Below are 19,963 nucleotides of genomic sequence, written 5' to 3'. Positions count from 1 at the left end.
TGAAGCTTAGGAACATCATTTTCGTCCCAATAATGCTTTTTTGCATTATTGTGGCCGCCCAAACTGCCTCCATAACAGGAATTGTGTTGGATGAGGAAAACACCCCCTTGCCCAATGTCGAGATTACATCGGGCGGTTCCAGAACGTTTACGGACGACACAGGTTTCTATATATTGGAACTGGTTTCCGATGTAGAAACGACCGTCACTTTTTCACATATTGGCCACCAAAAGGTCATTCTTGAAAAATTATTGTTGAATACGAATGAGACCTTTGAGTTTCACCCGGTTCTAAAATTGGATGTGCTGCAAGTAGACGAAGTTACCGTTACTTCCACTGGCAAAAGGGAGCCTATGGAAATCCTGAACATCTCCCCCGAAAAGATCAGAAAAATACCTGGTGCCAATGCCGGCGTGGAGAATATTCTAAAGCTGTTGCCTGGCGTAACCTCCAACAATGAATTGAGCACCCAATATTCCGTTCGCGGGGGAAATTACGATGAGAATCTGGTCTACATAAATGATATTGAGGTATATAGACCTTTTTTAATTCGTTCCGCACAACAGGAAGGCCTTAGTTTTGTCAACAGCGACCTTGTGCAGGAGGTCATGTTTTCCGCTGGAGGTTTTCAGGCGAAATATGGGGACAAACTCTCTTCCGTACTGGATATCAAATACAAAATCCCAACCAGTTTTAACCTCACGGGTGACTTTAGCTTTTTAGGGGCCAATGTTTCCATGGACACACGTTCCAAAAACAAGAAACTGAGTAGCACATCGGGTTTCCGGTATCGAAACAATTCTCTATTACTGAACAGTCTCCAGACTCAGGCAAGTCTTCAACCCAACTTTACGGATTTACAAAGTTTTATCACCTATCAGGTTTCCAACAAGTTCAATATAAATTTTTTAGGAAACATATCGGTCAACAATTATAGAAATGAACCGAGACAGAGACAGACCAACTTTGGAACCATTACGGACCCCCGGGCATTGACCATTTTTTATGAAGGAAAGGAAAACAACCGCTTTGCAACGGCATTGGGAGCCCTTAAGGGAAACTACTTTATAAATGAAAATACCACCTTAAAATTGTTAGGCTCCATTTATCATACCACGGAGGAAGAATACTCGGATGTTATTGCGAGTTATTTATTGGGCCAAGTGGATAGTAATTTGGGGAGCGACAATTTTGGACAGCCCACCAACAGTCGCGGTGTGGGTTCCCAGTTTAACCGTGCCAGAAACGATTTGGACGCACTCATAGTCAATCTTTCCCACAGGGGCAGCCATTGGAAGGATAAAACAAATGTGGAATGGGGCGTAAAATATACCCATGAGGATATCAGGGACCAACTGCGGGAATCTGAATTCATCGATTCCTTAGGGTTTTCGGTACGACCTCCTGGACCATCTTTTGTGAACAACCAACCAGAGGAACCATTTTTAGCGCCTTTGGAGGCCTATCAAAGTATTAATGCCCTAAATTTTGTTAAGACTAATCGGTTTTCCGGTTTTGTACAAATGGGCACCCAAACAGCGTGGAACTCCAACGTATTGTATTATAATGTAGGCATACGCGCCCATCACTGGACGGTCAGTGGACAGAATGTAGAAAAAGTGTCGCATACCGTTGTAAGCCCTAGGGCCCAAATTGCCATAAAACCGAATTGGAAGCGAGACATGCTGTTCAGAATTGCCACGGGCCTTTACCAACAACCTCCTTTCTACAGGGAGTTAAGGGATATCACGGGTACTATCAATCCCTATGTGGAAGCCCAGAAATCCTTTCATATCGTTGCTGGGAATGAATATAGTTTCTTGCTTTGGGAACGGCCGTTTACCATGATCAGCGAGGGATATTATAAAAAATTGACCGATGTGAATCCCTACACATTGGAGGATGTTCGTATTCGATATAGCGCCAATAACGATGCGAAGGCCTATGTGTATGGAGCTGAAGTAAGGCTCAACGGCGCCTTTGTTCCCGGAACCGAATCCTGGGTAAGCTTGGGCTATATGGAAACCAAGGAAAATAGGAACAATAGAGGCTATATTTCAAGACCAACGGACCAAAGGCTGAAACTGGGGATCCTGTTCCAAGATTACATTCCCAACATTCCAGAGCTGAAAATGTATTTGAACCTGGTGTACAGCACGGGCGTACCAGGGGGTTCCCCCAGTTATGCGGACCCCTATATTTTTCAGAATAGATTAAGAGATTATAAACGTGCCGATTTAGGAATTTCCTATATTTTTGCCGATAAGAACAAAACCTTTCCCGAAAGCCACTGGTTACACGCTTTCAAAAATTTGAATGTTGGTTTTGAAATTTTCAATCTGTTCAACAATCAAAATTCGATAACCAATACATGGGTAAGGGACGTGGATAGTAAAAATGAGTTTGCCGTACCAAACTATCTCACATCCAGGGTTCTTAACTTGAGATTACAAATGCGACTGTGATATAGAAAAATGCAGAAATTCATACTTTACGTTTCCCTATTTTGCGCCTTTTCCTTAAACGCTCAAAAAAACATTTATGAAAACCCTCGTTTCGATGAAATGAGCGATGACCATAAAATGCTGGCCATTCTACCCTTCCTTACCAATTTGGACCTGAGGGAAAATGCATCCGAAGAAGATATCCAATCCCTAGAGGAAAAAGAGGGATATGCCGTTCAGGATGCCTTTGAAACCTATTTTTCCAAAAGAAAGAAAAAAAAGAAATTTCCGGTGGACTTCCAGAATATTAAGGATACCAAGGCGATTCTTGCCCAGCACAACATTGATTACCGCAATATAGATGTCTATACCACCAAACAACTGAGCGAGATCCTGGGCGTAGATGCCATTATCAGTGGCACGCTAGACTTGAACGTGTTATTGTCCAAGGGAGTTTCCACGGATTTTAGTATAACCGATTATTTCTCTGGAGCTGCGGACTATGGAAGGATCGGAGTTAAGATAAGTGATGGCGATACGGGCAAACTTCTCTGGAAATATGAAAAGGAAATCAACAAAAAGACCGGCAAGAATACCGATGACCTGATAGATCGGATGATGAAGCTTGCCATTCGAAAATTCCCATACGAACGGGAACGTAAAAGGGACAGAGGCCAATAAAAGGTTTTTGCTATTGGAGGGTAAATTCCTTAAGCACCCCAATCGTGTAATCGATTTCCTCTTTGGTGTTGTACTTTGAAAACGAAAACCTTAGAGAAGGTTTTTTTAGGTCCTCCCCGCTTAAAATTTCGTTGAGCACATGGGAACCGGAATCACTACCGGATTGGCAAGCGCTTCCCTTGGAACAGGCAATTCCCTTAATATCCAAATGAAAAAGAAGCATTAAACCCTTTTCTGGAGATACGGGCAAACAGACATTGGCAAGGGTATAGGTACTTTCTTCCAGACTTCCGGAAAGACCATTGAACTTGGCTCCCGGAATCTCGGTTTTAATCTTTTCCACAAAATACCCTTTTAATTCCTTTACGTACGACTGCTCTTTTTCAAGATTATCATAGGCCAAAACAAAGGCCTCTTCCAAGCCTACGATGTTATGGAAGGATTCCGTTCCCGCTCTAAAACCGCGCTCTTGGGAACCTCCGGATATCAAACATTTAAGACCGGAATTCTTGCGAATAAAGGCAAAACCGATCCCTTTGGGGCCGTGAAATTTATGCGCGGCGGCAGCTAGAAAATCGACAGGGACTTCTTTTACATCCCAAGGGTAGTGTCCAATGGACTGCACGGAATCCGAATGGAACAAGGCCCCGTGTTCCTTACACATTTTGGCGACCTTTTTAATATTCAACAAGTTTCCTATTTCATTGTTTACATGCATAAGACTTACAAGTTTTTTGCCCGAGTCCTTTTGCAATAGTTCCTGTAGATGTTCCAAATCTGGATTTCCAACCTGGTCCAAACGAACGTACAAAACATCAAGTAGGCCGGACTGTTCCATTTCCTCCACGGTATGCAGTACGGCATGGTGTTCAATTTTTGAGGTGATAATTGTCTTTACCCCGCAGTCCTTCACGGCGCTTCGTAAAATCATGTTGTCCGCCTCCGTGCCCCCGGACGTAAATATAATTTCAGAAGGTAGCGCATTCATATATTTGGCAATGGTTTTACGGGCGCTTTCAATAGCCGTTTTCGCCGTTCTACCGTAACTGTGCGTAGAGGATGGATTACCATAATTGTTGGCCAAGGCATCCTGCATTTTAGATATTACTTCGTCCCGAACCTTGGTAGTAGCGGCATTGTCAAGATATACGTGCTTCATGACTTCCTGAATCAGATTTCTTTAGTGCCGCAAAAATAATTGAAATAAAGGAAAATGCCTTGATATAAGGGGAGGATATGCCAAAACTATAAATCATATCAATGCTATTTCTACACCAGGTTCCAAACCTTGGCCCTGTTAATTTAAACTTAATTGGTGTTGGGCCGATTGAGCCATATCCAATAATTCAATTAAATTTGGTGGATGAAAAAGTATGTTGTCTTAGCGCTGTTTGCGCTTTTCCTTTCGTGTGACGATGGGGATTTGGAAATAGAAACCCTGGATTTCGATAGTATTACTTCCGTGCAAAGTTGCGGTGGGGTCTCCGTAACTTCGGCCAATGTGCTGTTCAAGATCAATGGGGACGAGGCCCTGATTCTTGAATTGCCCAATGGGGCGATAAAAAACGAGGCTACTACGGAGGACATTACCGTGAACATTACGGAATCGGGTTCCGTGACCTACCGAATCTTCTCGGGCACGGTCTCCTCGAACTATTTCTGTGACGATGTGCCACCTGTTGAACCTGTGGTCACCAAGGAAATCATTGCTCAGGATGGGGTCGTTTTTATAACTACAGCGCCCGTGGATTCCGTTACCTTTGAACACACCATACGTCTAAGCGGCATTTCTTTGGTAACCGAAGATGAAAGTAGGATTACAGACTTACGCATCAATGATTTCGGTACGGTTACGACCAAATTGTAGTTTTCAGTAGTTCTGAAAGATATATACTTCGGTGGCTCCTAATCCATATTTCTGGTAGTCGGCATCATAATATTTTACATATTCGTATTTTCTAAATAAGGAGTACAATTCCTCCTTTAAGACTCCCTCGCCCACCCCGTGTATAAACACTACTTTTTGTATGCGTTTGCCAATGGCAAAATCAAGCTGCCTTTTCGCAGTGTCCAGTTGTAGGTTCAACATTTCAAAATTGCTCAAGGGCTTTGGGTTTTTCACCAACTGATTAATATGTAGGTCCACTTCCATCTTTGGTAGGTTTCTTTCCTTGGGCTTGACCTTTTTATTAGTTCTTTTTTTGGGAAGCTCTTTTTCCTTCTTTACCTGGGCCACCTCAAAATTACTTACCCTTATGTCATTGGAGACCAGCACCAATTCCGTGTCCTGAAATTGCATGGGGAATCCGTCCTTGGTCATGAGCGTAACCATATGACCGCTTACTTGTGTCACGGTTCCCGATATGACATCGTCAATTGCCTCTACCCTATCCCCTATTTCAAATTGAGCCATTTTTTATTTTGTTTACCCAAAAATAGTGGTAATTTTCAGCTTCTGTATAATGCGCACCATGCAACTATCGGCATTGTTATATATACTCAACATTGAGAAGTACATGCTTCCCTGTTTTACGAAGCAATTTCTGGGTGTGGACTGTCCGGGATGCGGATTACAACGGTCCCTGTTGTTTTTGTTTAAGGGCGAATTTGTGGAGGCCTTTAAAATGTATCCTGCCATATATCCTTTGATTGCCCTGTTCGCGTTTTTACTAGTGAGAAATAGGTTTAACTTTAAGCACGAGTCCAATATTACGTTTTCACTCATGTTTATAAGCACTGCGGCCGTATTCATTAACTTTATTTTAAAATTTATCTAACCAAACCTTTTAAAAATTATGGAACAACAAAAATTACCTAATGAAATAGCGATTATCGTTTTATCCATCTTTGGAATTATCTGTTGCTGGTGTTTTGGTCTTGGGATCATCCCAGCGGTGATAGCCTTGGTATTGGCCCTTAAATCACAAAGGATTTATAAGGAAAACCCTGAACTGTACTCCAACTTTAAGACAATCAACATTGGCAAGATTCTGGCCATTATAGGAATTGTTTTAAGCGTATATTACATAGGTAGCGTGATATACCAAATAAGCACTATCGGTTGGGACGGCATTATGGAACAACAAAGGGAAATGATGGAACAGTGGGGAATTGAAGAGTAGTCAACTATGAATATGCAACCACTACCCGGCGCAAGTAATGCCCTAACTTTTGGCATTCTGTCCATTGTTTTGACCATTTTCTGTTGTGGTCCTTTTGGTGCTATTTTCAGTTTCATAGGACTGAGCAATGCCAAAAAAGCGGAGAACATATATCGGTCTGAAGTCGGCAATTCGTACAGCGGATATGAAAATGCAAAAACAGGAAGGATCCTTTCCTATATTGGATTGGGCCTCGCCTTGATCTATTTGATTTTTACCATTATTTATTTTGGGGCAATCATAGCCCTTGTAATGTCATCAGGTAATTTTTAAATAATAGGAATCGAGAGAAAAAAATCCCCGAAGAATTTCGGGGATTTTTTTATTTCTTAAACTCGGACAACGTTCTGATGATTATGCCGACACAATCCAGTAGCTGTTCTTTGGTCATTACCAGTGGTGGCGCAAATCGGATGATGTTACCATGCGTAGGTTTCGCCAATAAACCGTTTTCCTTCAAGGCCATACAAATATCCCATGCCGTGGAGCTTTCTTCGGTATCATTGATTAAAATAGCGTTCAAAAGGCCCTTACCCCGCACCGCAGTAACCAAATCGCAATTGGGGATGAATTCATTCAGTTTTGCACGGAACAGTTCCCCAAGTTCTTGGGCATTTTCTGCCAATTGCTCCTCTTTAATGACATTTAATGCGGCCATGGCAACGGAAGCGGCCACTGGGTTGCCCCCAAAGGTACTACCATGATTACCAGGTCTAATGACCTCCATAATATCGTTATTAGCCAATACAGCGGAAACAGGATAGGCCCCACCGGACAATGCCTTCCCTAAAATTAAAATATCGGGTTTTACCTCTGGAGTACCGCTACAATGCTTATCTGAACAGGAGCAATTACCGCAGGTGGCCAAAAGTCGGCCCGTACGCGCAATGCCTGTCTGTACCTCATCGGCAATGAAAAGCACATTATATCTTTCGCAAAGTTCCTTCGCCTTTTTTAAATACCCATCGGACGGAACATACACCCCGGCCTCACCTTGGATAGGTTCCACCAAGAATCCGGTTACATTGGGGTTGTCTTTCAAAGCTTCCTCCAAGGCCTGCAGGTTATCGTATGCTATTTTTAGAAAGCCCTTGGTATAAGGTCCAAAGTTCCTTCGTGCAATAGGATCATTGGAAAAGGAAATGATCGTGGTGGTCCGTCCATGGAAATTGTTTTCACACACAATGATTTCCGCTTCGTTCTCCGGAATCCGTTTCTTCTCATACCCCCACTTTCTAGAGATCTTCAAGGCGGTCTCTACGGCTTCGGCACCTGTATTCATGGGCAGGAGTTTATCAAACCCAAAAGTTTCCGTTGCATACTTTTCAAACGCGCCCAATTTGTCATTATAAAATGCCCTGGAAGTGAGCGTTAAGGTTTGGGCCTGCTCCATCATGGCCCCAACAATCTTGGGATGGCAATGCCCTTGGTTTACTGCAGAATAGGCCGAAAGAAAATCGTAATACTTTTTACCTTCCACATCCCACACATATACGCCGGCTCCCTTGCTCAAAACTACGGGCAACGGATGGTAATTGTGGGCCCCGTACTTATCCTCCAATGCAATGGCATCTTCAGAAGTGATTTTTTCTAAAACTGACATGATAAAATTACTTTAAATAAGACTTTAGCAATTCCTTCTGTACCTTTATCCTTTCGCTATCCCGATGGGCATCGGAACGAAAATTCAGCGTGGGAGAGAAATCATCCCTGTAGAGTTTCAAAAGTACAAATATTCCAATTCATTTTAAAGCTTTTTTGAAGGGTGTCAACGCACTTGTTAATAGTATGCCTATCCTAACCTTCAATCCAAAGAAACCTATTATTTTTGCCGCATGCGAAAGAACAGAAGGAGACTCATTTTTGAAAATGTAGCAGTCGTGGACGCCGGTGCCAAGGGGAAAACCTTGGGGAAGGCCCCAGATGGAAGAATCGTATTTTTGGATAACGCCGTACCGGGCGATGTGGTGGATGTGCAAACGCACAAGAAACGAAAAAGCTATTTTGAGGGTACAGCCGTTGCGTTCCACTCCCTCTCGGAAAAGCGGGTCGCACCTGAATGCGAACATTTTGGTGTTTGTGGCGGGTGCAAGTGGCAAAATATGGGCTATGATCACCAGCTTTATTATAAACAAAAAGAGGTTGAGAACAATTTAAAGCGAATAGGCCATTTGGATCTACCCGAAATTCAACCCATTCTAGGCTCCAAGGACATCTATTTTTATAGGAACAAAATGGAGTTTTCATTTTCGGACAGCAGGTGGCTTACCATGGATGAAATCCAATCCAACAAAGACATCGATAACAAAAACGCCCTAGGTTTTCATATACCAGGCATGTGGGACAAGATCCTGGACATAAAAAAATGCCATCTACAACGAGATCCATCCAATGCCATACGGTCGGAAACCAAAAAATTCGCACAGGAAAACGACCTTACTTTTTTCAATCCAAGAAATCAATATGGTTTGCTGCGGACCCTCATGATACGCACCGCTTCGACGGGGGAATTGATGGTATTGATACAGTTTTTTGAGGAAGACAAACCTCAAATAGAACTACTGCTAAATCATTTAAAGGTTACATTCCCTGACATTACTTCCTTGCTCTACGTAGTCAACACAAAACAAAACGACACCATTTACGACCAAGAAGTGATTTGTTTTGCTGGAAGGGACCATATTTTTGAAGAGATGGAAGGCCTTTCCTTTAAGATTACGGCAAAATCCTTTTACCAAACGAATTCTGAGCAGGCCTACGAACTTTATAAAGTAACCCGGGATTTCGCCATGCTTACGGGGGACGAATTGGTTTATGATCTTTATACAGGAACAGGAACCATAGCCCAATTCGTTGCCAAAAAGGCCAAAAAAGTCATTGGGATCGAATCCGTTCCGGACGCAATTCTGGATGCCAAGGCAAATGCGGAACGAAATAATATTAATAATGTGGCTTTCTTCGTGGGGGATATGAAAAATGTCTTCAACGATAGTTTCATCGCCCAACATGGAAAACCGGATGTCATAATAACCGACCCCCCAAGGGACGGCATGCACAAAGATGTGGTGCAACAAATTCTCAACATTTCCCCACAACGTATCGTTTATGTAAGCTGTAACAGTGCTACCCAGGCTAGGGACCTTGAGCTGATGAAAGATTGGTATGAGGTTGTGAAAGTTCAGCCCGTGGATATGTTCCCACAGACGCACCACGTTGAAAATGTCGTACTTTTGGAAAAGAAAAATTAGCATGCAGAAGTTAGGTTTGGTCTTGTTCGCGGTATTGTGTATCGTCTTTGTGGCTTCCTGTGAGAAGGATGACATTTGTGTTGAGGGTGATACCCCGTTGCTTGTTCTGGAATTTTTTGATGCGGCCAACCCCACCGCAAACAAAAATGTCACCGCCCTGCGCATTTTGGGTGAAGGGCAAAGTACTGCAGTCAATACATTTACAGACCGGTCCAATGTGAACAACGTCCAAATCCCTCTCAGAACGGAAACGGATGCAACCACATTTTTGATGATTTCCAACTCTGCCACAAACGATGGCGGACAAGAAACTGGCAATATCGATACCCTGACCTTCAATTATGAACGCCTAGAGGACTTTACATCGCGTGCCTGCGGATTTATTGTCAATTATGACAGTCTTAGGACCAACCTACAATCCGGCTCCGGTAATTGGATCTTGGATATAGAAATCGTTAGGGCCAATATTACAAACTCAGACTCCACCCATGTTAAAATATTTCATTAATTCCTTATTTCTATTCGGACTGATGTTTGGTTTTGCCCAAAGCAAACCCATTGATACCCAGCCCAAGGATACCTTGGAATATAAACAGGCTTACGGACTGCGTGCGGGAATCGACCTTAGTAGGCCCTTTATCAGTACTTTGGACGAGAACTATACGGGGTTTGAAATTGTGGCCGATTATAGACTTACTGAAAAACTGTACCTGGCCGCTGAACTAGGTACGGAAGACAAGACCAAACAGGAAGACCTATATAATTTCACCACAACCGGAGGCTACCTCAAATTGGGGTTTGACAACAATACCTATGAAAACTGGTACGGGGAACAAAATTTGCTCTATTATGGAGGCCGATTGGCTTTTAGCAGTTTTAGTCAGACCTTGAACAACTATCAATATTTCAATTCCAACAGGTACTGGAATCCGACGGATTTTGCAGAAGGCTCCAACATAGCGGAGGAATTTTCCGGAAGGTCCGCCGTATGGGTAGAGGCACTTTTTGGTACCAAAGTGGAACTTTTCGCAAATATATTTTTGGGAGCGAGTGTTCGTTTGGGAATTTTGGTTTTCAATTCTGACGGTGGGGACGATCGGTTTCCCAACCTTTGGATTCCAGGTTTTAACAAGGTCACGGACGGTACCCGGTTTGGTGTAGGCTATAATTATTCCATTTCCTATTTCCTACCCCTCTACAAAAAGAAAAAACAGCCCAAGGAACTGGAGCCTGAGCAATAATCACAATTCCTTAAAACCCTTCAGGAAAATCCACTTCATCAACAATTTTGGAACACCCTCAATGCTAGCGACGGCAAATTTTGGGGCAATAACCATTGCCAAAACTGCGGAAAGTACCGAAATGTATACCGGTTTGATGGCCAATAAATAAGAAAGTCCAAACCGGAATAGGAGGAAAATAACGGCAAATCCCAAAAAATTGAACAACAATGCCTTTTGCTTCAAACTCATGCCTCTGTATTTCCAGTTTTATTATATTTCGCCTTCTTACTTCCCTCATACATTTCATAATGTACCAAACGGGACTCCAAATGACTGTTGAATACCTTTATTTTGCGTGAGGGTCTTAGCCCAACAAATTTCAGGGCATCCAGATTTGAAGTAATCATCCATGCGTTGGTGCCGGGATATCCCTGTTTTAAGGTATCACCAATGGAGGCATAAAAGTTTTGCATGTCGATGTCCAAACGTTCGCCGTACGGCGGATTGAAACACATGTGTAAGGGTCCTTCCGTCTCCTTTTCCGTCTTGAAAAAGTTATCCCTTTTTACTTCTATATAATCCGATAGGTTTGCATTCTCAATATTCTCCGTTGCCTTTCTTACCGCTGAGGGAGCTTTGTCCATTCCGATGATTTTATGATGGAATTCCCTGGTCTTTTTGAGACTTGCCTCGATAATTTTTTCATAAAGATCTGCATCAAAGTCGGGCCATTTTTCAAATGCAAAACCTTTCCGGTTGATGTTCGCCGGAATATTGCAGGCAATCATGGCCGCCTCCGCCAGCATGGTTCCACTGCCGCACATAGGATCCATAAAATCACACTGGCCGTCCCACCCGCTCAACAATAGAATTCCGGCAGCAAGGACTTCATTAATGGGGGCTATATTGGTCGCTGTCCTGTAGCCTCTATGGTGCAGGGAGGCCCCGGAACTATCCAAGGAAACATTGCATTGATCTTTGTGAATATGAACGTTGATTCTTAGGTCCGGGTTCTTGACATCCACATTGGGACGTTTGCCATCCGTTTCTCGGAATTTATCGGCAATGGCATCCTTGGTCTTTTGGGAAACATAGAGCGAATGGGTGAAATTATCGGAAAAAACAGTGGCATCAATGGCAAACGTATCGTCCACGGACAAATATTCGGCCCAGTCCATCCGAAAAATCTTTTTATAAAGATCATCCTCCCCTAATACGGAGAAGGTGGCGATGGGTTTTATAATTTTAATAGCGGTCCGCAAGCATAGATTGGCCTTGTACATGAATCCGGTATCGCCGTCAAAGGCCACATTGCGAATCCCAATTTCAACATTTCCTGCACCAAGGTTCCTAAGTTCCTTGGCCAATATTTCTTCAAAGCCAAAAAGTGTTTTGGCTACCATCCTAAAATTATTCCCCATACCCATTGTTTAGCATACAACAAAAATACGTTAATTTTGATGCAGCAAAGATTCGCCATTCTCAATTAGGCAACAAACCCTGCTTTACATGATTTATATTCTGCCAATTCTTGGTGTACTGCTAAGTTTTGTTTTTGTTTTCTTTACCAAACCCAAAAAAAAGGAGCATTTTAGATTATTACTGGCCTTTAGCGGGGCGTTCTTGCTCGCATTGACCATTTTTGAATTGCTGCCGGAAGTGTACGAGCATTCCAATACCAAAAGTATAGGAATATTTATCATGTTGGGGATATTACTACAGATATTCCTGGAGTTCTTTTCCAAGGGTGCGGAGCATGGACACGTTCATTTGTCCAAAACCGATACTAACTTTCCATGGTTGCTTTTTGGAAGTCTCTCCATACATTCGTTGTTGGAGGGTATTCCCATTTCCGAAAACAACAGTATTATCTATGGAATCCTGATCCACAAGATAGCCATCGCCGTAATTCTGAGCTTCTTTTTATTGAACTCCAAAATGAAAACAATTGCATCGGCATTGTTCATACTACTTTTCTCGATGATGACACCTTTGGGAACCTATCTATCGCAATCCTTTGGTTTTATAATGGATAACCTGATGTTCATTAATGCCATTGTCATTGGGGTTTTACTCCATATTTCTACGGTAATCCTATTTGAAAGTTCAGAAGGACATAAATTCAACCTAAGAAAACTAGTGGTCATTGTACTTGGAATAATCATAGCCTATTTTATTTAATGTTCAGCAAAGAGGAATCACGAAGACTCAGGGAGGAATTCTGGATTTCCTATGGTAAATCATATCCCAAAAAATGGATACTCTATAAAACCAAAATAAAGGGGCTGACCTTTAAATTTACTTTTGACTCCAAAAAAGCCTTGGTATCCATTGATGTGGAGGGAGGCCTTGAACAACGTATATTGCTATGGGAAAAATTCCTATCCTTGAAATCCGTTCTTTTGGAGGACTACTGGCCCAGTGCAATATTCGAAGAATACCACTTGCTGGAAAACCATAAGGAAATTTCCAGAATTTATGTTGAAATTAAAGGTGTATCCATCCACAACAAAAATACCTGGCTGCAGACCATGTTATTTTTTAATGAAAACATGAATCATGTGGAGGCATTTTTTGAAGATTTTAGGGATATACTAAAACCTTGAATCCCTTATTTAGGGTTCTATTTTGGAAAGGCATTGATAGAAAAGTAGCACCCCGTGTTTCCCTAGCCCAAACAAACCCCTTTGTTAAAGAAGGCTTTCCCGAATACCCATTTCAAGTCCTGATAATTGGGCAAGTCCCATAGCCCTTCCTATTAAGGAATATCCGGAATAGAACTCGTCCTGTCTCTGGATATCGTCCAAAAGCACATGACCGTGATCGGGTCGCATGGGAATATTAACTATACCACCCTTTTCATTTCTTTTTAACTGTTCCTCAACGATAGCTTTCATCACTTTTTGCATAGGAACGGAACCGTTTAGGTGTTCCGCCTCATAAAAGCTTCCATTCCCGTGTCTTTGTACATTTCGCAAATGGATAAAATGTATCTTATCACCAAAATCCTTGATAATCTTCACCAAATCATTATTGGAAGAGGCCCCCAAGGAACCGGAACAAAATGTTAATCCGTTACTGGGCGAAGGACAGGCATCCAACAAAAACTTGAGTTCCTCGTAATTGGAAACTATCCTTGGTACCCCAAATACCGAAAATGGTGGGTCGTCTGGATGGATGGCCATTTTTACACCTAATTTCTCGGCTTCAGGAATCACAGCTTTCAGAAAATAGGCCAAATTATCCTGAAGTTGTTGTTTACTGATTCCCAAAACGATTTCATGGTTTTTTTTGAATTCGTTCAAATCGATAAGCTTTCTTGAACCCGGCATTCCGGCGAGGATGGACTTTTCGAGTTTGGAAATCTCCTCGTTCGATAAATTTTTGAAAAAGGAGGCTACCTCCTTTAAACAACCTTCGTCATAGTCCTTTTCCGCATTTTCGCGTTTAAGGATATATAAATCGAAAGCTGCCGCGGCCAGTGGATCGTATTGCAACGCCGATGCCCCATTGGGCAATTTATAATCCAAGTTGGTACGTGTCCAATCGATCAGTTGCATAAAATTATAGCAAACGACTTTTATATCGTTCTTTGCCAAATTCTTAAGCGTTTCAATGTAATTGGAAATATATCGGTCCCTATCCGGAAGACCATATTTAATGGAAGTATGGATGTTCACACTTTCCACCACGGACCATTCCAATCCGGCACTTTCAATTTCAGATTTCAGGGATGCTACGGTTTCAATTGGCCAAACCTCTCCCAAAGGTATATCCTGACAGGCAGCCACAATACCTTCTACACCTATTTGCCTAATATCGCTCAATCGAACCCCAAAAGAGGGTCCAAACCACCTAAATGTCTTTTTTAAATATTCCATTAAACTCCTGAAAAAGAATTAAAACCACCATCCACATCATAACACACACCCGTTACAAAACTGGAAGCCTCGCTCAATAAATAATGGACCATACCATTTAATTCCGAAGCATCCCCAAAACGGGCCATGGGCGTATTGTTGATTATTTTGTTTCCGCGCTCCGTGTAGGTGCCATCTTCATTGGTCAAAAGGCTTCTATTTTGATTTCCGATAAAAAAACCAGGAGCGATGGCATTTACGCGAATCCTGTTCGTGAATTTGGAAGCCATTTCATTGGCCATCCATTGGGTAAAGGTATCCACGCCCGCTTTGGCCATCGAGTAGCCCAAAACCCTTGAAATAGCCTGCTTTGAGGCCATAGAAGAAATATTTATAATGGAACCGTATCCTTGCCTAGCCATAAGTCCGCTCAACACAATGGTAGGTATGACCGTTCCGAACAGGTTGATATCCAAGACCTTTTGTGTATCCGAAATCGCGATGTCGTAGATACTCTGATTGGCACTTAAAGTAGCTCCAGGGATATTTCCCCCGGCAAGATTAATCAACCCATCCAAGGTTTCGAACTTTTGGGCAATCTCCTCCCGAACTTCGTTAAGTGCTTCCTCATTTAAAACATCCACTTCAAAAGTAAATGTGCGATCCGGGGAAATGCTATCGAGTTCATTTTTTTTATCCCTTAATTTTTTTGTTGACCTTCCCAGTAAAATTACCCGAGCCTCTTGCTCGATCAAGTATTTGGCGATAGATCCGCCCAAGGTTCCCGTTCCTCCAGAAAGTGCAACAATCTTATTTTTTAGGGAAAATAAATCGGTCATTTAAGTAAATTAAGTTTTAACGACACACCGGAATCCAGTAATCCGGGGACGAACGTTTTTCGCGCTAAAAATAAGATATTCGAAATTCATATCCCATCATGCGGCCTCAATAAAGAAATTTTAATTACTTACATTCGTGAAAAACAGACGTATATTCCAATACATTTCAAATAAATAAATGAAACCCTCATAGAGGGATTTGTTATGGTAAGTTAAATGCCTCTACAATAGGAAATGTTTAAGAATCAAGTTATTAACCTAGTTTTAAACGTATGAGAACTTTAGTCTATTTCCTTATTTTGCTATTTCTGTGTCTTGAGGTTTCTTCACAAGATCTGGAAGCTTTCGATTTAACCCAGGAATGGACAAATTCCATCGTATCCAAATTACCGAATGATTATCCAAAATTGAAAGAAAGGAAAAAGGTGTTGATTTTTAGCCTATTCACCGGGTTTGACCATTGGACGGTTCCACACACCGAGGCCGTAATCAAAGGTATAGCGGAAAAAAGTGAAAATTTTGACATCACAACTTCCAAGGATGTTGCCATGTTCAACAAGGAAAATATCCAGCAATTTGATGCGATCGTATTGAATAACAATTGTTCCGAAAGAGATTTTAGAAATCTCTTCTACGACGTTTTTAAGAAAGAATTGAATGCTAATGCGGCTTGGTCAAAAGCCGAGCAATATGAAACCAATCTTTTGCAATACATCCGGGAAGGTAACGGTTTGGTGGTACTTCACGGTGGCATTACCATGCTGAACAAATCCAAAAAATTCAGTGAATTGGTGGGTGGAAGTTTTGATTATCATCCCAAACAGCAGTTGATCCAAATCAAACTGGCGGATAAAGACCATCCTATTCTTAGAGCCTTTGATGGGGAAGGCTTTGCACATGTGGACGAACCTTATTTTTTTGACAACGCCTATTTTGAGTATGATTTTAAGCCTTTGCTATATATGGAGACGGAAAAAATAGAAGGAAAAAATAAAGAAGTTTCCAAAAACATAAGTTATTTGGCTTGGATAAAAAAGTTTGGAAAAGGTAGGGTCTTTTACTCCGCCCCTTCACATAATCCACAGAGCTATGAAAACCCTAGCATACTTTCATTTCTGCTCAATGGATTGTTATATGCAACGGGAGATTTAGAATGTGACGATAGTCCAATGAAGTCCTAGTCACTTAATTTTCAAAATCGAGTTCCAACAGTTCAGCCTCGGTAAATTCATTCCCATCCTGGGATTCTATTTTCCTTAATTCACCTACGCTTTCTTCCGAAATCCACTGAGGGTTATCCGCAAATGCATTGCTCACATAGGTAATTACATCTGCTATGTCCTTATCCGATAACGTTTCGTTATTCTTTAACCCTGGCATAGCCTGATTCATTTCATACCGATTTCCATTTACATGGATGGGTCCCTTTAATCCATTTAAAATTATCAAAGCCAAGCGCTCAATAGGCTTGGAAACATACTCTGAATGTACCAATGGCGGAGCAAGCCCCTCATTTCCCTCTCCGTTGATGCCATGACATGCAGCGCAAATCTGCCTAAAGATTTTTGCACCCTTGGTTCTAGGATCTTCTTTCAATCCCTTACTTACGTAAATTGGATTTAGAATAGCATCGGCTTTATTTTGTATGCTTTCCAATAGCATTTGGTACAAAATCGATGACCTATCAAAGTCAATTTGGTCCAAAATCACCTTATAATCTTCCAGTATGGCCTCGGCACCGCTTACCAAAGCCTCGGATATGATAGGATTTCCCTTATATAAAATACTATACTCCACAAGCAAAGGCGCTAGCAATTCTTTGGATCCATGCGTCCAAATACCCAATGAACTGGCCAAATACATATCTTTAAATAGACTTTTTTCCTTGATTATCCCATTCCCCAATTCAAGGAAATCGGCAGTATTATTGCTATTTACAAATGATTCGAGCAAAACAATAGCATGGACAGCCAGTTGTTCTTCGCCATTTTTAGCAACATGAAGTAAAAGATCAAAATCCAAGGCATCCATTCCTTCCAACGTATATAATGCATGAATTTGCGAAATACTGGGTTCCTTTTCTTTCACCAAATTGACTAAGGAGTTCACCAATCCTTTCTTGTTTCGGTCTATTAAAAGTTGCTGGGCTCGATTTCTGACCCAACCGTTCGAATGATTTAGAAATTCTAAAAGCTGCTCATCTGTAGCTGTCTCGAGGTTTACTGGGGTTGCAATTGAAATATTTTCACTTTCTACTTTTAGGATCCTACCCCTGTTGATAATGGTATCCAAGGACTTTTCCTTAGCCTTCTTTTTGAAGTATGGACTCAAATACGCATGGTGACCAATTACGCCCCTATGCATATCCACAATATACAAAGACCCATCCGGACCATTGGATAGGCTTACGGGTCTAAAGCCTTCATCAGTCGACGCTAAAAACTCCTTTCCTTGCCAAGCCTGATAGGCACTGGTACTGTCGCCATGAAATTCCAAAATATTACGCTTGACTAGGTTTGCCTCGGGCACACAGACAAAAACGTTCTGGACATATTCCAATGGAAACATTCCTCCCCTGTATACCAGCGGTCCACAAGCTGCGGTTACATCTACCAACAAACTGTCCTTATCCAAAATACTTTCGGCATATCCCCTATTGACCAAACTGGCGTGTAATGGGTACACCCTCTGGTCTTCCGTTAGCAATTTATGTACGCTATGGGCTGGTTTCAAGAACTTGTTACGGGTAGTTCTGTTTGGCAAAACATAATCCCCCAATAATTGTCTGGAATTATCATTGTAGTATAAACGCCCAAAGTTGTCATGGGTAATTCCCCATTGCCCTCTAAAAGTAGTAGGTTCCTTTACCCATAGCCCATTTACTCGGCGGTATCTAAAGTGCGATTTGGCATTATATATCCAATTATCCACATTCATCATAAGTCCATTGGGCTGATGTTCCGGATTACCGTCCGGAGCATACATAGAATCGACCAATATGCGATTAACCGGTCTGTCATTCTGTATTTCAACGTACCAAAGATTGGGGGGTTCCGCATATAATAAGCCTCCGTAGACATGGGCGATGGCCCTGGGCAATCTCAAACTATCCAAAAACTTTTTGTCATGGTCCATAACGCCATCACCATCCCTATCCTCCAAAATTTTAATCGTTCCCAGTGGCAACTCCTCCCCTTTGCCTTCCATGGTATTCATATAACCGTTCATTTCGGCGACCCAAATTCTTCCTCGATTGTCAAAATCCATAGCTACAGGGGCTATGAGTAAAGGTTCTGAGGCAATGGGTTTTAATTTAAATCCATCCTGTAAAATATAGGCTGTCAAGTCGACATCCGTTTCAGGATAATCCTTCTTACATGAGACAAAAAGAATAAGGAGAAGTATAAAATAGTTTCGAATAATCATCGAATATTCAAGTTAGACAATTATTTAAAAAATTAGATTACATCGGTATATAAAAAGAACCAATGACAAAAGGCACCTGCCAAAACGAACAAATGCCAAATAAAATGATTGTAGGGAATTCTTTGTATTGCGTAAAATATAATTCCAACACTATAAAATATGCCTCCAAGAAACAAAAGAGTCAGACCAAGGGAAGTAGAATTTGCAAGAAGATTTTTAAGGTCAAAGACGATCAACCATCCCATTACCAGATATAGCAACAGAGAAATAAATTCAAATCGCCCCGTATAAAAAATTTTTAATGCTGTTCCCAATGCTGCAATTGCCCATACAATGTAAAATAAGGTCCAACCGTTTCCATTTACCAAAGTTATCAAGGCTACCGGGGTATAGGTACCAGCAATCAAATAATAGATATTGATGTGGTCAAGAATTCGAAGGCGTTTTTTCCAACTAGGATTGTCAACAAAATGATACGATGTCGAAGACGCAAAAAGTACTATTAAACTTATACCATATACCCCAATACTAAATTCCGAATAGACCGACCTATGATTATTATCTTTCCATAAAAAAATAAGACCTATACAAGCGGCAATAACACCGCAAAAGTGAGACAAGGAGTTTAAACGTTCTTCTGTAACTTGATTTCCTATTTTGAAGAGTTGATTCAAATTCATTTGTACTGCTTGCCCTTTTTAAATACGATGTCAACGTCCTGCAAAATGTTTATATGACGAAGAACATCACCTTTTACCGCAATGATATCAGCGTATTTACCAGGAGTTACGGTCCCAACCTTATCGGCAACGCCCATCCATAACGCGGGCCAATAGGTAGCTGCCCTAATGGCATACATTGGGTCGATTCCAAACTCATTTACCCAAACATCAAATTCATGCCATGTTGATTGACTATGGAACTTCATCGGGATGCCACTATCCGTTCCTATTAACAATACGACCCCTGCATCCAAGAGTTGCTTGATTTTTGTTTCCAAGGTAGGCTTCCTGGAAGGCGTCAATTGAAAATAGGGAAGTCGATCGGGATGTGCAAAACTGTTTCTGATATCGGTAATTAC

The 19,963-nt window shown here is 41.6% G+C and carries 22 protein-coding genes (1 of these 22 only partly in view); 12 read left to right on the top strand and 10 right to left on the bottom strand.

Annotated features, from left to right (window positions below; translation table 11 throughout):
* The first annotated feature begins 32 nt into the window (after positions 1-32).
* Positions 33-2,465 (top strand): TonB-dependent receptor, encoded by a 2,433-nt coding sequence (locus ACZ41C_RS13245; RefSeq protein ID WP_464562078.1) that lies wholly within the window; start codon positions 33-35, stop codon positions 2,463-2,465.
* Positions 2,466-2,474: 9 nt separating this feature from the next.
* The gene (locus ACZ41C_RS13240) at positions 2,475-3,125 is read left to right on the top strand and encodes a hypothetical protein (protein ID WP_154920877.1); all 651 of its coding nucleotides are present in this window, start codon (positions 2,475-2,477) and stop codon (positions 3,123-3,125) included.
* Between the two features lie 10 nt (positions 3,126-3,135).
* Here ACZ41C_RS13240 and ACZ41C_RS13235 read toward each other — a convergent pair whose 3' ends face one another.
* The gene (locus ACZ41C_RS13235; protein ID WP_464562076.1) at positions 3,136-4,284 is read right to left on the bottom strand and encodes a cysteine desulfurase family protein; all 1,149 of its coding nucleotides are present in this window, start codon (positions 4,282-4,284) and stop codon (positions 3,136-3,138) included.
* 204 nt (positions 4,285-4,488) lie between these two features.
* On the opposite strand from ACZ41C_RS13235, the gene ACZ41C_RS13230 reads away from it, so the two are divergent.
* The gene (locus ACZ41C_RS13230) at positions 4,489-4,992 is read left to right on the top strand and encodes a hypothetical protein (RefSeq protein ID WP_138259687.1); all 504 of its coding nucleotides are present in this window, start codon (positions 4,489-4,491) and stop codon (positions 4,990-4,992) included.
* 3 nt (positions 4,993-4,995) lie between these two features.
* On the opposite strand, the gene ACZ41C_RS13225 is transcribed toward ACZ41C_RS13230, so the two are convergent.
* Positions 4,996-5,538, bottom strand: coding sequence for a Smr/MutS family protein (locus tag ACZ41C_RS13225; RefSeq protein ID WP_464562074.1), 543 nt, complete (start codon positions 5,536-5,538; stop codon positions 4,996-4,998).
* Between the two features lie 49 nt (positions 5,539-5,587).
* On the opposite strand from ACZ41C_RS13225, the gene ACZ41C_RS13220 reads away from it, so the two are divergent.
* From ACZ41C_RS13220 to ACZ41C_RS13210, 3 genes are read left to right on the top strand one after another with little or no spacing between them, the layout of a single operon-like run.
* On the top strand, positions 5,588-5,902 hold the full coding sequence (locus tag ACZ41C_RS13220; protein ID WP_464562072.1) for a DUF2752 domain-containing protein: 315 nt from the start codon (positions 5,588-5,590) through the stop codon (positions 5,900-5,902).
* Between the two features lie 18 nt (positions 5,903-5,920).
* The gene (locus ACZ41C_RS13215) at positions 5,921-6,247 is read left to right on the top strand and encodes a CCC motif membrane protein (protein ID WP_138259684.1); all 327 of its coding nucleotides are present in this window, start codon (positions 5,921-5,923) and stop codon (positions 6,245-6,247) included.
* Positions 6,248-6,259: 12 nt separating this feature from the next.
* Positions 6,260-6,559, top strand: a complete 300-nt coding sequence (locus ACZ41C_RS13210; protein ID WP_317129193.1) for a CCC motif membrane protein — start codon at positions 6,260-6,262, stop codon at positions 6,557-6,559.
* Positions 6,560-6,608: 49 nt separating this feature from the next.
* Here ACZ41C_RS13210 and rocD read toward each other — a convergent pair whose 3' ends face one another.
* Positions 6,609-7,889: an ornithine--oxo-acid transaminase gene (rocD, locus tag ACZ41C_RS13205; protein ID WP_464562069.1), complete on the bottom strand. Its 1,281-nt coding sequence runs from the start codon at positions 7,887-7,889 to the stop codon at positions 6,609-6,611.
* 232 nt (positions 7,890-8,121) lie between these two features.
* Between rocD and rlmD the strand changes: the two genes are divergently transcribed.
* From rlmD to ACZ41C_RS13190, 3 genes are read left to right on the top strand one after another with little or no spacing between them, the layout of a single operon-like run.
* A complete protein-coding gene (gene rlmD / locus ACZ41C_RS13200) occupies positions 8,122-9,534 on the top strand; it encodes a 23S rRNA (uracil(1939)-C(5))-methyltransferase RlmD (RefSeq protein ID WP_464562067.1) in 1,413 nt (470 codons plus the stop codon).
* A gap of 1 nt (position 9,535) precedes the next feature.
* On the top strand, positions 9,536-10,042 hold the full coding sequence (locus ACZ41C_RS13195) for a DUF6452 family protein (protein WP_464562065.1): 507 nt from the start codon (positions 9,536-9,538) through the stop codon (positions 10,040-10,042).
* A complete protein-coding gene (locus ACZ41C_RS13190) occupies positions 10,023-10,775 on the top strand; it encodes a DUF6048 family protein (protein ID WP_464562063.1) in 753 nt (250 codons plus the stop codon). Before ACZ41C_RS13195 ends, ACZ41C_RS13190 begins: the two co-directional genes overlap by 20 nt.
* Here ACZ41C_RS13190 and ACZ41C_RS13185 read toward each other — a convergent pair whose 3' ends face one another.
* Entirely contained in the window at positions 10,776-11,006 is a 231-nt protein-coding gene (locus ACZ41C_RS13185; RefSeq protein ID WP_138259678.1) for a hypothetical protein, read from the bottom strand.
* Complete coding sequence (locus ACZ41C_RS13180; protein ID WP_138259677.1) at positions 11,003-12,178, bottom strand: THUMP domain-containing class I SAM-dependent RNA methyltransferase; 1,176 nt, start codon at positions 12,176-12,178, stop codon at positions 11,003-11,005. The genes ACZ41C_RS13185 and ACZ41C_RS13180 overlap by 4 nt, the downstream gene beginning before the upstream one ends.
* 88 nt (positions 12,179-12,266) lie before the next feature.
* On the opposite strand from ACZ41C_RS13180, the gene ACZ41C_RS13175 reads away from it, so the two are divergent.
* A complete protein-coding gene (locus tag ACZ41C_RS13175) occupies positions 12,267-12,938 on the top strand; it encodes a ZIP family metal transporter (RefSeq protein WP_272637973.1) in 672 nt (223 codons plus the stop codon).
* Positions 12,938-13,363 (top strand): DUF4268 domain-containing protein, encoded by a 426-nt coding sequence (locus ACZ41C_RS13170; protein ID WP_464562060.1) that lies wholly within the window; start codon positions 12,938-12,940, stop codon positions 13,361-13,363. Before ACZ41C_RS13175 ends, ACZ41C_RS13170 begins: the two co-directional genes overlap by 1 nt.
* Before the next feature lie 84 nt (positions 13,364-13,447).
* Here ACZ41C_RS13170 and uxuA read toward each other — a convergent pair whose 3' ends face one another.
* Together uxuA and ACZ41C_RS13160 are read right to left on the bottom strand one after the other, a co-directional pair.
* On the bottom strand, positions 13,448-14,638 hold the full coding sequence (gene uxuA / locus ACZ41C_RS13165; RefSeq protein WP_464562058.1) for a mannonate dehydratase: 1,191 nt from the start codon (positions 14,636-14,638) through the stop codon (positions 13,448-13,450).
* A complete protein-coding gene (locus tag ACZ41C_RS13160; protein ID WP_138259673.1) occupies positions 14,638-15,456 on the bottom strand; it encodes an SDR family oxidoreductase in 819 nt (272 codons plus the stop codon). Before ACZ41C_RS13160 ends, uxuA begins: the two co-directional genes overlap by 1 nt.
* A gap of 272 nt (positions 15,457-15,728) precedes the next feature.
* On the opposite strand from ACZ41C_RS13160, the gene ACZ41C_RS13155 reads away from it, so the two are divergent.
* Positions 15,729-16,637, top strand: a complete 909-nt coding sequence (locus tag ACZ41C_RS13155) for a ThuA domain-containing protein (protein ID WP_464562056.1) — start codon at positions 15,729-15,731, stop codon at positions 16,635-16,637.
* Positions 16,638-16,641: 4 nt separating this feature from the next.
* Here the strand turns inward: ACZ41C_RS13155 and ACZ41C_RS13150 are convergent, their stop codons facing one another.
* The 3 genes in view from ACZ41C_RS13150 to ACZ41C_RS13140 are tightly spaced (at most 32 nt apart) and all read right to left on the bottom strand, a layout consistent with a single transcriptional unit that may run on beyond the window.
* Entirely contained in the window at positions 16,642-18,882 is a 2,241-nt protein-coding gene (locus ACZ41C_RS13150) for a DUF7133 domain-containing protein (protein WP_464562054.1), read from the bottom strand.
* 32 nt (positions 18,883-18,914) lie between these two features.
* A complete protein-coding gene (gene trhA, locus ACZ41C_RS13145; RefSeq protein WP_138259671.1) occupies positions 18,915-19,562 on the bottom strand; it encodes a PAQR family membrane homeostasis protein TrhA in 648 nt (215 codons plus the stop codon).
* Positions 19,559-19,963, bottom strand: the 3' portion of a protein-coding gene (locus tag ACZ41C_RS13140; RefSeq protein ID WP_464562051.1) for an amidohydrolase family protein. 933 nt of this gene lie beyond the right edge of the window; 405 of the gene's 1,338 nt are visible here — the last part of the coding sequence; its start codon lies beyond the right edge, outside the window; its stop codon occupies positions 19,559-19,561. The genes trhA and ACZ41C_RS13140 overlap by 4 nt, the downstream gene beginning before the upstream one ends.

The sequence above is a fragment of the Maribacter sp. C-4077 genome, assembly GCF_055378385.1.
This window is presented reverse-complemented; position numbering and strand designations above follow the sequence as displayed.